General features: G+C 46.4%; 11 protein-coding genes. All 11 read right to left on the minus strand.

Annotated elements, in window-relative coordinates:
* Positions 1–10: 10 nt before the first annotated feature.
* Positions 11–691, minus strand: coding sequence for a hypothetical protein (locus H6G17_RS22610; RefSeq protein WP_192160867.1), 681 nt, complete (start codon positions 689–691; stop codon positions 11–13).
* A gap of 42 nt (positions 692–733) precedes the next feature.
* Positions 734–1,768, minus strand: a complete 1,035-nt coding sequence (locus tag H6G17_RS22615) for a response regulator transcription factor (protein WP_192160868.1) — start codon at positions 1,766–1,768, stop codon at positions 734–736.
* Between the two features lie 18 nt (positions 1,769–1,786).
* Positions 1,787–4,366, minus strand: a complete 2,580-nt coding sequence (locus tag H6G17_RS22620; protein ID WP_192160869.1) for a response regulator — start codon at positions 4,364–4,366, stop codon at positions 1,787–1,789.
* 2 nt (positions 4,367–4,368) lie between these two features.
* Entirely contained in the window at positions 4,369–7,110 is a 2,742-nt protein-coding gene (locus H6G17_RS22625) for a methyl-accepting chemotaxis protein (protein WP_192160870.1), read from the minus strand.
* Positions 7,107–7,601: a chemotaxis protein CheW gene (locus H6G17_RS22630; RefSeq protein WP_192160871.1), complete on the minus strand. Its 495-nt coding sequence runs from the start codon at positions 7,599–7,601 to the stop codon at positions 7,107–7,109. The genes H6G17_RS22625 and H6G17_RS22630 overlap by 4 nt, the downstream gene beginning before the upstream one ends.
* A 30-nt stretch (positions 7,602–7,631) precedes the next feature.
* On the minus strand, positions 7,632–7,997 hold the full coding sequence (locus H6G17_RS22635) for a response regulator (RefSeq protein ID WP_015156687.1): 366 nt from the start codon (positions 7,995–7,997) through the stop codon (positions 7,632–7,634).
* 322 nt (positions 7,998–8,319) lie between these two features.
* Positions 8,320–8,667, minus strand: a complete 348-nt coding sequence (locus H6G17_RS22640; RefSeq protein WP_192160872.1) for a hypothetical protein — start codon at positions 8,665–8,667, stop codon at positions 8,320–8,322.
* Positions 8,668–8,927: 260 nt separating this feature from the next.
* Positions 8,928–10,100, minus strand: a complete 1,173-nt coding sequence (locus H6G17_RS22645; protein WP_192160910.1) for an AGE family epimerase/isomerase — start codon at positions 10,098–10,100, stop codon at positions 8,928–8,930.
* 82 nt (positions 10,101–10,182) lie between these two features.
* Entirely contained in the window at positions 10,183–10,674 is a 492-nt protein-coding gene (locus tag H6G17_RS22650) for an ATP-binding protein (RefSeq protein ID WP_192160873.1), read from the minus strand.
* Between the two features lie 12 nt (positions 10,675–10,686).
* Positions 10,687–11,667 carry an NAD(P)-dependent alcohol dehydrogenase gene (locus H6G17_RS22655; protein ID WP_192160874.1) on the minus strand — a complete coding sequence of 327 codons (981 nt, stop codon included), beginning with the start codon at positions 11,665–11,667 and terminating at the stop codon, positions 10,687–10,689.
* 332 nt (positions 11,668–11,999) lie between these two features.
* A complete protein-coding gene (locus tag H6G17_RS22660; protein WP_192160875.1) occupies positions 12,000–12,470 on the minus strand; it encodes an isoprenylcysteine carboxylmethyltransferase family protein in 471 nt (156 codons plus the stop codon).
* Between the last annotated feature and the right edge of the window lie 72 nt (positions 12,471–12,542).

Here is a 12,542-nt window from a genome sequence, read left to right on the forward strand (position 1 = left end):
TACTCCCTATTCAGCGCGACAGCAATTGTACGATTGTTAACCCAAGGGCGATCGCAACTGTCAAGCCAGTGATCGTAGTAAAGTTGCGGATCATTTGCAACTGGCGCTCGGTATCGCGCAAAGAGGATTGCGTCAGACGCAATTCTGTTTCAAGGTTTTGTTGTTTTTCAAAATATTGGGGGCTAAAGCCAGCTTGCTCTAATTTTTGAATAAAATCTTCTAATTCTGCATTTAATTTAGTATCGACAATTTCGCTAATTGCCGTGTGCGTTGCCTCGTCAGCCGTCCATTCTTGCCAAAAATGCTTCAGTCGCTTTGATACCTCTTCCCGTAATTCGCTGACTTGCTTGGCGAGTTCGGCATTGTAGTTACTTAAATGAATATCCGCGCTCCCGAGTTCGTCTTGTAAATGTGTTAATTCTCCTTTAAATTCTCGCCAACGGACATCAATTGCAGTTTCGATCGCCGCTAGACGTAAGTTAACATCTGTTTCTAAGTTGATGAGGTCTGCTTTATTTGCTTTGACCTGTTCTAGATTTGCTTGTAATTGTTGGTATGATTGCCCTAGAGCGGCGAATTGAGCTGGAATTTGTGTGAGTGAATCTAAGACAGCAAATGATTGTTTGAGGCGATCGCGCAGTTCTGTTAGTTCTTGTTCCACAGACAATAGTTCGGTCAAATTAGTTTTCATAAGATTTTTTTGACTCAGGCTTTAATTCGGACTTTAAATAAATTATCCAAAATTCTTCAGTTGCGCCAAACTTTGACGAAGAGTAATGATTTTCTCGTTCAAAGCATTGCAGTTTTCACTGACGGCACGAAGATCCCTGATTTGTTTTAGGACTAATAAAGTGCGATAAGGTTGGGAGCTATTGCCAAATAAGCGCAAAGCTTCTGTAAGTAAAAAAGATAAATCTTGGTTCTGGTTCCAAGGAGCATTGATATGGGTCAACCAGTTAAAGGCAGTAGCTGGATCGACATCTACGCCTGCTTGGTAAAATAACAGTAAATCATCAGACGACAATTTCTGGTCAATTCCTGCTTGAAAGCCGACACCGAGATGTCTTAAGGCTGCATTGCGGTCTGGTGAGTGGCTCTGAGACGATAAAACGCCAGCTAGGTAAAGAGCAGATAAATTGAGCGGTTTTTCCCACAGCTGTTGCTTAACGTAAGCTAGCAATTCTTCTACCCAATTTTGACTGATGGCAAGGTGAATCGTTTCTGATAGAGACTCAGGATCGAAACGATCTAATTGTTGTTCTACCTGACGTTGCCATAGCGACAGCACCTTAGTCTCCGTAGCTACAGTCGTTTTGGTAATTGGCATCGCTTGGATGCGCTCGGTATTCCGCCCTGTAATTTTTCCGCTAATTTTCTCCAGTAAGCCAGGACCAATTTGAGTGTATCCTTTGTGTACGGCACGAATCACGTTGACCAGTTCTTCGGCAGGGGTATCTTTCAACAGATAACCCTTGGCTCCAGAACGCAACGCTTCAGCTAAGTATTCCTCGTCGTCGTAGCCGCTAAGAACGATCGTTTTTGTGGCTGGAAAGCGTTCGGAAATGATGCGCGTTGCTGTCACTCCGTCCATTCCAGGCATCTGAATATCGATCAGCGCGATATCGGGGTTGAGTATGTCTACTTGTTCGATCGCCGCTTGACCGTCGCTAGCACTGCCGATAATATCCATCTCAGGATCGAGTTCTAGCAATGCTTTCAGCCCTTGGCGAATCAGTTTTTGATCGTCTACCAGCAAAATCCGAATCATGCAGCAAACATTGACAAGTTAAAGGGTAGTGACTGGCAAGAGGTTGGCGATCGCTTGCAGTAAGTCGTCCGTGCAAAAGGGCTTGGTAAAATACTCCGTCGCACCCAGACCGAACGCTGTTTGCCGATGCCACTGATTTTCCCGCGAGGTCAATACGATGACTGGGAGTTTTTGCCATTGGGAGGAAGCACGGATTTCCCGTAGTAAGGATAACCCATCTACGCGGGGCATCTCCAGATCGGAGATGGCTAGGTCGAAGCGTTCCTCTGAGGAAGAGAGCTTTTCTAGAGCCTCTTGCCCATCACGGCACTGTACTACTTTATACCCTGCTGCCGTGAGGATCCGCTCTAAAATTCGCCGAAATGCGATCGCATCATCTACGATCAAAATTTTGGGAATCTCTTCAGTTGTAGCTGAAAATGTCTCCTGTCGGCTGCTTTCTTGACGAATTGTTGCTGGTGCGACCGAAAACTGAGATAGCAGTTCTTGAAACCGATCGGGTGAGAGAACGGGAACGATTTCCCCCGTACCCAGCACCGTACAACCGAGCAGGTAATTCGGAACTTTCACTGTAGCGTCAAAAGGCTTGAGAACTAATTCTCGCTCTCCCAACATCTGATCTACAGCCAGCACGACTGTCTCTGCCTCAATCTCCAACACGATTCCCAAACGTTGGTCTAGTTCGGTAGCGTTAGCGAAGCTTAGCGAAGTTATCGCCCCGCGCCGCCATTGGTAAGGTAAAAACTGTGGCAGATAGTACAGTCGAGCTGGGAGATTACGCCAAGCGATCGTGCTGCCATGCTGCAATCCCGTCGCGTACTCCGACAAGACGATAACCTCTTTAACCTGAGAGGCAGGAAATGCCAAGGTTTGCTGCTGGCATTTACATAATAGCAGCGGCAAAATATTTAAAGACATGGGAATGCTAATGCTAAACTTAGTCCCTTGCCCTGCCGTAGTTTCCACGCCAATCGTGCCGCGCAAGCGCTCGACTTGCAGGCGGACGATATCTAGTCCTAAACCGCGCCCTGATAAAGTCGTAACTGTGGTGGAGGTGGAAAAACCAGAACGAAACAAAAATTCCAAAATTTGCTCTGAAGAGAGTACAGCAGTTGAGTCGCACAGTCCGAGTGCTTCAGCTCGTTGTCGCACTGCGGTCAAGTCAATACCGCGCCCGTCATCGGCAAGAGTAATAATCAGTTGATTACCTTCAGTTACAGCAATCAGACTCATCCGCGCTATGGGAGATTTACCACTTGCCTGCCGCTCTGAAGAAGATTCGATCCCGTGGTCGAAAGCATTGCGAAATAGATGCAACAGGGGAATTTTCAACTGTTCGAGGATCGCCCGATCGATCGTGGTTTCCCGTCCTTCGATCGTCAACTGAACGGATTTGCCGTAGCGTTGGCTAAATGATTGATGGGCAGCAGCAAACTGGTTTGCCAAGCTGCCAAACTTGACTAGGCGCGACTCGGTTAAATCTCCGCGTAAATCGTCGAGTTGCTGGCGTAACTCTACCAAAGCTTCCCGCATTTCTAGAGAAATAAATTCCACATCCGCCCTAGCTTCTTGCACCTGGACGATCAGTTCTTGCAATTCTTGGAAAGAATTAGATGTGGGTAGTTGGTAATTGAGTAGTGCGTGGTGCGTGGTGCGTGAGGAGTATTCGGAATTCGGAATAACGCTTCGCTTCGCCTTCGGCTGACGGAATTCGGAATTCGGAATTAGTTTTGAATTTTGAATTTTGAATTGCCCCTCTACCCCTCTGCCCCTCAGCTCCTCAGTTCCCTCAGCTCCCTCAGCTCTCTTTCCCCTGCTTTTCCTGCCAAGTGCAGCAAGTTGGTTGTAAAGAGCTTGCATGTCTTCGCTAAGAGGGTTGAGCTGGGCAGCCCGCTGTTTTAACGTCAGATCGACCTGATGCAGCTGTTCTTGGTACAAAGATAACCGTTCGTAACTGATAAACAACTCGCCGATGGTGTTATCGATCCGCTCCAGTCGCGATACGGGTATTTTTAAATTTAAACTGCGGATGCCGGAGGCGATCGCTAGGGAATCGTTTAGGAGTTGGGAATCAGTAGGAGGATGCGGTGCGCTCGGATTGAAGGTTTGGGAGTTGGGAAGCGAAAATTCTTCTCCAGTTGGCTCAGTTCTAGTAATCGGTGGCAGCGATTGCAAAAAATTTTCAATTGCTGTTGTTGTAGGTAGTAAGGTCGTTGCTTCTAAGCGATCGACTCCTTCGGGATTGCCGATCGCAGTGACAATCAAGCTACCGATCTGTTCGATGCTCAGGGAGATCAACTCATAGGCTAACTCCTGCTGCTCTACCCGTTCGTGCTGTAAGGCTTGTAATAGGTCTTCTAGGTGATGAGATAGGCGGCTCAGGGTGGTAAATTGAGCGATTCCCGCTCCACCTTTAAGGGAATGAGCTGCCCGCAGCATGGTGGAATATAACCCGCTCAAATTCACCTCGGGATCTGTTGCTTGCAACTGGCGAATTCCCTGTTCCAAAACTGACAATTGGTCTGGGGCATCTTCGTACAGGAAGCAAGTGCGTATTTCTTGAGTAATTGCCTCTAAGCTTGCAGCATCCAGCACCATAGTTAATCTTCTACTCGAAATCGGGACACGGAAAGTTGGAGTTCGCGGGCGACCTCAAGGAGTTCCTGTAGCGTAGATAGCACGGCAGCAGATTCGGTCGAAGTTGTTTGGGCGATCGCTGCTACTGTTTGCATGGTTTGATTGACCATACAGGAGTTATCTGCTTGAGAAACTGTCCGCACGGAAATTGATTGCAACAATTGGTCGATTTCTTGACCGATCTGTGCCATATCTTGCAAGTTAGTTTTCGTTTTTGTCACCAGTTGGGTTCCTATTGCTACAGAGGCGTTGCTAACTTCCATCGTTTTTAGCACATCGCTGGTTCCTTGCTGGATAGTTCGCACCAATCGGTCAATTTCTTTAGTTGCGTCTGTGACTCTTTCTGCTAAGCGTCTGACTTCGTTAGCTACGAGGCGAAAGCCTTTACCATTTTCTCCTGCTCTAGTTGCTTCGATCGCGGCGTTGAAGGCGAGGACGTTGGTTTTTTCAGAGATTGTGGAGATAATGCTGACGATTTTAGAAATTTCTTGGGAAGATTCCGCTAGCCGTTTGGCTTTTACAGTTGTCTCCCAAACATTAGCGCGGAGTGTTTCCATACTATTGACAGTCTCGTCCATCGTCCGATCGCTATCTTGGGCTGCACCTAGTGCCTGACGAGCAATGGTGGCGGCGGTTTGGGCGGAACTGGCGATCGCTTGAATCGACTGTTCCATTTCTTCTACCGAAGTCAATGCTTCTGCCACTGTTTCGGCTTGGGTGTTGGCTTCACAGGCAAGTTTTTCTACAGAAGCTTCGCTGTCTACTGCTGAAATTTGCACCTGTTCTGCGGCTGATTTAACTTGCAAGACTATCTCGCGCAAGCTGGCAATAACTGTATTAAATGCATCAGAAATTGCGCCTGTTTCCCCCTGCGAGACTTTAGCTCTAACAGTTAAGTCGCCGTGTTTGACTGTTTCCGTCTCTAATAGCAAGTTTATCATGCCCCGCTGTAACCTTTCTTTTTCCTGACGCTGGCGGGTTTCTGAGATGCGCATTGCCTCTAGGTTCGCTTCAATGTTTGCCGTCATCGCATTCAATTGCCGCGCTAGAATGCCTATTTCGTCGCCGCGCTGAGAATTTTCTAATCTCTCTCCCTGCTTGCCCTCACCTACTGCCTGAGCGAATTCTGCTAGTCGTCTGAGCGGGCGGGCAAAGGTACTGGCAATTGGAATTGCCATCAATGCTGCTATTAATAGCATTCCCGCTCCAATTCCATAGGCTGTTTTTTGCTGTTGGGCAAGCAGCTCGTCTAATTCTGACATTGGGCGAGCTACAAAGGTCATGCCTACAGGCTTGGCTTTGGTCGGATTGAGTTCTTGCTGGTGGTCGTACAATGGTTGGTATATGCCCAGGTATTCTGCACCGGCAATCGTTGTTTGAGTAATAAATTCTTGTCCTTTACCGAGAACGGTGGCGGCTATAGCTTGAGGAGATCGCGTACCGATATCTCGGGTTTTGCCGTCGCCAGCCGGAATGTTAGAGGAAATTTGCCAGTCCTGAGCATAGACTGCTGAGAGGGGAATGCCCACCCGTTGTTTTATACTATCGCTATTTAAAAAGTTGCGGTTTTCCAGCGAGCCGACAATGACAGTGCCTACGACTCGATTGTCGATTTTGATGGGGTGAACGACGACACCTACTAAAGCAGCTTTCCCACCATCAATGCTGGATTGACTTGCAGTTGAAGGCTGTGCTGCTTGAGCTGGCGACCGTAACCTGATATTTGCTTGTTTGTCTTGCCCCAAACGTTTGAGAAAATCTCCCTTCCACAACTCCATGCCTTGCAGCGTTTTGCCCGTGCGCAAGGCATTTTGAACGATGGGAATATCTGCCACATTTATCCCCAAGGGCAAGGACACGGGCTGATATTGCGGTGAGAGTTGAAGTTGTTCGGCGGAGGGGTTGAACGATTCTGGGGATAAGGTTTGAATATATTGGGCTACCGTTCTGCCCCGAGCATCGGTGACAATTCTCAAGTTTTTTTCTACCGAGTCGCTTTCATCGGAGACTTTTAAACTTTCCATGTAAGTTTGCAATTGCTGTCGATACGCGCTGACTTGGCTTTGACTGTTCAAATCGATCTTCAAAGTTTCGACCAGCCGAGCGATCGTATCTGCCTCTGTCTGCGCCTCATCTACGCTCCACATCACGTAGTCTTCATTGAAATACGACCCATCCCTTTGTAAAGACTGCTTGGCTTTTTGCAGTAAGGTGTCTCGGGTAACTGCGACAATTCCTTGCGTGATGACGACGATTGGTAGGGCAGTGCTAATTATTAAAACAATGGCGAGTTTGGTGCGAAAGTTGAAGTGTTGCCAGACGTTAGTGATTCTACTGCCAGCTACTCTCATTCTCAGCATGAGTGACTGTGGGCTAACAGTGCTTTCCAGCTCCTCCCCCAAACTTAATTTGGATTCTGACAGTGGTTTGCCCGTTTCCGAGCTATTCGCCTCTTGCCACCCATCAGATTTTTCTAGAGTTTCCAGCGCCTTTCGTGCCACAGAGCCGTAAATCCCATCGGGATCTTGCGCGATCGCTTCTCGGTAAAATGCGGCAGCTTTGATCGCATCTCCCGTCTGCTCTAAGGCATTCGCGAGCGTAATTTTATTCACCAAATCTTTTGGTTCGCGTTCGACTTCTGCTGCTAGCGCCGCAATGTGCTGTGGCGTGGGCAGATTTGGATAACTTTTGCTAGATGCTGTCATGGATGTACTGAGGTGCGATCGCAGGTGGATAGAGCCGTAAAAATAGCATTCACATTCAGGATAGTTACGGGGCGTTCGATCTGGGCAACACCAATGCCATAGAGCTTTAAAGCTGGCGGAAATTCTGTCGGTACGGGCTGTAATTGCTGCGGATCGAGCGATACAATTCCCTTGAGCAGCGACACCACACAGCCGACTTGCCGCGAATCTTGCTCTCTTGTCACATGACCGCTCCCGTTCAGCACGACAAGAGTTAAGTTGGTCTTGGCATGAGCATTTCTGACCGAACTAACTAGCCCCAACAACCCGCTTAAATCTAGTATCCACAACAACTTACCGCGCTGATTTGCTACCCCTAACAATGTTGATGCTACGCCAGGGATGGGGCAAATTTGCTCTAGCGTCAAGGTTACTACACCTACCGTCTGTTCCAACGGTAATAACAGTTCGATTCCCGGCGATAGCTGAATGTGAAAGTATTCGGTGAGCATTAGAGCCAACTAGGCAGTGGAATGCGGTGACTAACTGAGATGACTACACACTGTCTGGACTAGATCGAGTGGTGCAAAAGGTTTAGCAATATAAGCATCTCCTCCTTGACGTAAAGCCCAAAACCGATCGAATTCCTGATCTTTCGAGGAACAAAAAATAATTGATATATCTTCAAATGTCGGACTAGCACGCAGTTGGCGACATAAATCGAGTCCGCTTATCCCAGGCATAACAATATCTAATACGATCAGATCTGGTCGGTGGTTGGCTGACAACCAGTGCAAAGCAGATTCTGCCGAGTCAACACAAACCACATTTAAGCCAACTTGTTGCAATAAAGCCACTATCAACCGTCGATCGGTCGGGCTGTCTTCAACAACTAAAACGGTTTTCATCTATAAATTTCAGCTAAAGTAAAAAATATCTGGTTGTAGTTGTTGATAGTTGACTTTTTCTAGTTTTCCACCGTGGAAGTAAAATTGGGTTTTGTATTTACTAGCTTATATTTGTTCAGGTGTTAACTTACACCCCTAAAACAGGAACTTATCAAAATTTTGTAAACTTGTCTAGAGATAGCAGCAGATCTTAACCGTAAAATTGTATACAGGTAAGTAGCGAATAGGTAGGTTTCGGGTAGGGGGCAGGAAAGAATTTATACTAATTCCTCACCACTCCCCAACCGTCACTGACTACTCGCTAAACTACCGACTTGCTCATTCACGGGTTATCGATAATGACTTGAATCCCTCGGTCAATTGTTGCATCTGCTTCTGCTGGTGTAACTGGTCTAGGGGTAAATAAATCTCTTTGTACTGGCTTAATTTGGATTGCTCTAGGGGCTGGCAGTTTGGCGGAAGCAGGCGATCGCTTTGTTGTGGTTTCTAGTTCTATCGTGCCTAAAATTTCTGCATTTCCTCGGGCGATCGTTCGCTTCTGTGAACTTTCAACTGTTGAGATTTTATTTATACCAGGGTTGACTTCTGTTTGAGCTAAAACTGGTTGACCCAAGGGGGCTGTTACTAGCAATATAGCAGTTGCAATAGGAGAAAATCGTAGGCAGAGCATAGCTTTAGCTTGTCAAAACAAGCGCGAGGTTTGAGTAAACTTCTACACTCCATAGGTCGGTAAATAAATACGTATATTGCAGACACGCACTAACCTAATTCGCACCACTTCTAATTTCAATTTTAGTTGTGCTTGATTAGATTAGAGTTTTAATTTATTTAATGGTACTAAAACCGCTCAGTAAAAATCTGTATCGAGACTAACTTAGTTTTTCTCTTATCTGTGAGGGGAGTCGGGAGTCACTGGTCACTGGTCACTGGTCACTGGTCACTGGTCGATAACTGCTGCCAACAAAGATAGAGCGCTCTGGGAACGTGGAAACAACCTTTCCATTTGCCACCTTTAAGGTTTAATAAGACTTGTCCCTGGCGATCTAAGTAGCCGAACCATTCGCCATATTCAGGATCGGCAAAATGCGACCAAGTGTAATCGTGCATTTTTTGATACCACTCCCAACATGCTTCGCGTTCCGTCAGGCGATATCCCATTGCCAGTGCTACCAATGATTCTAAATGCACCCACCACAGTTTTTGATTCCATTCCAGCTGCTGAGGAGGATGTCCGTCAGCATCCATAAAATAGTATAAGCCACCGTATTCGTTATCCCAGGCAAAATTGAGCATGTTGAGGATTACGTCAACTGCTTGGTTAATCGTTTTCGGATCGTTGTGGCGGCGGGCAATATCCATGATGAACCACATAGCTTCAATCCCATGACCAGGATTAATCAGCCTGCCATCAAAACAATCAATATGGGAACCATCGGGAGTCACGTTTTCATACATTAACCCGCGATCGCCATCTAAAAAATCGGTCATGACTTCGCGCACGGTGGCGGCTAAAATTTCCTCTAGGCGATCGCTGGGTAGCAGCCAGTCCATTTCTAGGGACAAGTTGGCTAATATCATCGGTACTGCTAGCGATTTGAGCGATCGCGTCCCAGGATATGCTTTGTTATATTTGCCTTTGGGGTTATTTTGGCGGCGCAAGACGTTGTTGTAAGCTTGCAAGGCTACATCTTTTGCCCAGTCTTCTCCCGAAGCTAAGGCATATTTACTAAATGCCATTGCCGCGAAGCAATCGGAAAAGATATTGTATGGCTGTACCAAAGGATTACCAGCGCGATCGAGAGCAAAGTACCAGTTTCCTTCAGGATCTCGCCCGTGTTTTGCTAGAAAATTTGCGCCGTTTGCGGCGATTTTGAGCCACTCTGGACGTTTTTCTAGTTGGTTATACAGCATGGAGAAGATCCAGACTTGGCGATTTTGCAACCAGATAAACTTGTCAGTATCGTAAACTTTCCCCGCGCGATCGAGACAGGTAAAGTAGCCGCCTTGCTGCCAGTCAACTGAATGTCGTTCCCAAAACGGAATTACGTCGTTGAGGAGAGCATTTTTGTACAATTCAGCTAGTGCTTGAAAATCTTGCTGCATAACTATGGATAGCACGAGGGAGCGATCGCCACTAAATTATCACCTTGCTATAGATAATTCACAAGGGCTGTATCGCGTATATTCAGGAGCGATCGTAGACGACAATATTAAATTGCTCATCCTCGGAGGGAGGCTGAAAGTATTTGGTTATCTCCTCAAAAACTGTATCGCTGGCAAAAGCTGATTCCGATTGATTTTTACTTCGCTCTTTTAATTGACGTTTGCAAAGGTCATCAGTTGCGCTAATGAAGTATAGCCTATGGGCTGCATTAGCTTTCTCAAACAATCCGCGAAACCACTTGCGTTGGTTGATTGTGTTGGCTGAAAAATCTAGAACGACCGATATTCCTCTGGAGAGAAGATCGCTAATATGGGATGAAATCGCAGTCCGAAGACGTGGCGAGTATTTAATATAGCTTGGGACATCGACAATTTCGTCAGGGTAAAGTTGGGCAAGTAGCTCGTCTTCAACGAGAAGAATCGCGTTGTATTCTTTGGCTATTTGTCTGGCTAAGGTAGATTTTCCCGCAGCCATTTTTCCACAGAAGAAAAATAGAGTGGATTTAGTACTCACTTTAAGTCTTGCTCAGGTTTGGCGATCGTGCTTCACAGTTATGACGACACTTCCTTGTTTGTGTCCTTGTTCGACATACCTGTGAGCCTCGGCAGTTTGTTCCAATGGATAACGCCGATCTATAACTGATTTTATCTTTCCCGCCTCAATCAACTCTTTGAGGAAAATTAGATCTTCTTTACGCTCAATTGCTATCCCACCTATAACTTTCTTGCTGCTTGTTATTGAAGTCCATAGTCCTCGAAGTATTGGGGACAGATTTATGTGGACAGCTCTGAGATAAATGCCTTTTTTCTTGAGCGATCGCAGACAACCTGAAAACGAACTCTTGCCTACCGTGTCAAAAATAATATCGTAGGTCTTACCGCTTTTTGTAAAATCTTCTTGAGTGCGATCGATAACCGCGTCGGCTCCCAAAGATTTCACTAATTCTAAATTTGCCGTACTACATACCCCAGTCACTTCTGTGCCAAAGTACTTGGCAAGCTGCACGGCAGCCGTACCTAACGCTCCAGAAGCCCCATAGATCAGAACTTTTTGTCCGCTCTGAATCTTCCCTTTATCTTTCAGGAAAATCAGTGAGGTTGTTGCCCCAAAAGGAATGGCGGCGGCTTCCTCATAGGTCATGTTAGTAGGCTTGATGGCGATCGCTCCTGCTTCAGGCAAGCATATGTACTCGGCATTAGCTCCAAGATCGATCCCCGCTCCAGCAAACACCTTATCACCTGCTCGGAATTGCGTTACATTTTTGCCAACCGCTTCAATTTCTCCAGCTAGCTCGCTCCCCAGGATCGCGTTCTTTTTAGGTTTTATGAAACCATAGAAAAATCGTACGGCGAATGGGTCAGCCTTTCGTAGGCGCAAATCCGCTGACGTTACTGTTGTCGCATGTATTCTTATCAATACTTCATTGTCCTTGGGAGTAGGTTTTTCTACCTCCTTTAGCTGCATAACCTCCGGCGATCCGTATTCTGTGCAGACAATCGCTTTCATGAATGCTCCTCAAAGATAGCTTTAGTGTAGTTCACCACAATTTACACCAATGAGTTTGCAGAACCTAACTACAACGGTTCCAATCACCGGACACAGATCCCCTTGGCAACCCACTGACCACTTGACATTGTTCCGGTGCGTTGGGATTGTTCTGCCGCTGGCACCACTAACCTTTCTATTTGACAATCCTCCTGCAAGTTTGGAGTTGCTTTCTTTTCATCGCGCAGTAACCAGTTCAAAAGCTGTAGACTGACTCGAACACTGAGTAAATTGCTCTAAAACTATGCCCCAACATGTATTAACAAAACAGCAGAATGATTTGAATAGTCAATTCAAATCCATCGACGCACTCGTGCTTTGTAGTGCAGGTATTCATCACCGAATTTCCGTTCTAGGTAATTCTCCTCGCGCTGAACAACTCCGATTTGTACAATGACTAACAGAGGCAGCAGCAGCAGTAATGCCCAGATCGCACTGTTCAGTAAAGCGATGCCGATGTACAGCAGCGTAAATGATGCGTATATCGGGTTGCGGCTCAAACTAAAAACGCCGTCTGAAACAATTGCTGTTGTTGGCTGCGAAGGGTTAACTGCCGTATTTACGCGATTCATTGCCCGTAAAGCAGATATTGCGATCGCTCCTGCACAAATAACTGCCACTAGCCCCAAAACCAATGTTACAGGGCGAGGCAGCAAACCAATTGGAAAAACGACATTGAGTAGCAACCCGATCGTTAACGTTCCAGCGTAAAGTGCTGGTGGAAAAGCAATTACTCCAGCATTGTCCATCATTGGTTCAGTCATTGAAAATTACCTCTTTTTGAATGCATGGTCAGATAGAGTTATGCAGCACTTTAAAGTCAGTTTATGAGCGTT

Origin of the sequence: Chroococcidiopsis sp. [FACHB-1243] (assembly GCF_014696895.1) — a bacterium.
Classification (GTDB): domain Bacteria; phylum Cyanobacteriota; class Cyanobacteriia; order Cyanobacteriales; family Chroococcidiopsidaceae; genus Chroococcidiopsis.

What these genes read in the sequence shown, in the direction of transcription:
- H6G17_RS22660 (WP_192160875.1), bottom strand. Translation starts at nt 12,470, where the DNA reads ATGACTGAACCAATGATGGACAATGCTGGAGTAATTGCTTTTCCACCA.
- H6G17_RS22625 (WP_192160870.1), bottom strand. Translation starts at nt 7,110, where the DNA reads ATGACAGCATCTAGCAAAAGTTATCCAAATCTGCCCACGCCACAGCAC.
- H6G17_RS22655 (WP_192160874.1), bottom strand. Translation starts at nt 11,667, where the DNA reads ATGAAAGCGATTGTCTGCACAGAATACGGATCGCCGGAGGTTATGCAG.
- H6G17_RS22610 (WP_192160867.1), bottom strand. Translation starts at nt 691, where the DNA reads ATGAAAACTAATTTGACCGAACTATTGTCTGTGGAACAAGAACTAACA.
- H6G17_RS22645 (WP_192160910.1), bottom strand. Translation starts at nt 10,100, where the DNA reads ATGCAGCAAGATTTTCAAGCACTAGCTGAATTGTACAAAAATGCTCTC.
- H6G17_RS22615 (WP_192160868.1), bottom strand. Translation starts at nt 1,768, where the DNA reads ATGATTCGGATTTTGCTGGTAGACGATCAAAAACTGATTCGCCAAGGG.
- H6G17_RS22640 (WP_192160872.1), bottom strand. Translation starts at nt 8,667, where the DNA reads ATGCTCTGCCTACGATTTTCTCCTATTGCAACTGCTATATTGCTAGTA.
- H6G17_RS22630 (WP_192160871.1), bottom strand. Translation starts at nt 7,601, where the DNA reads ATGCTCACCGAATACTTTCACATTCAGCTATCGCCGGGAATCGAACTG.
- H6G17_RS22635 (WP_015156687.1), bottom strand. Translation starts at nt 7,997, where the DNA reads ATGAAAACCGTTTTAGTTGTTGAAGACAGCCCGACCGATCGACGGTTG.
- H6G17_RS22620 (WP_192160869.1), bottom strand. Translation starts at nt 4,366, where the DNA reads ATGGTGCTGGATGCTGCAAGCTTAGAGGCAATTACTCAAGAAATACGC.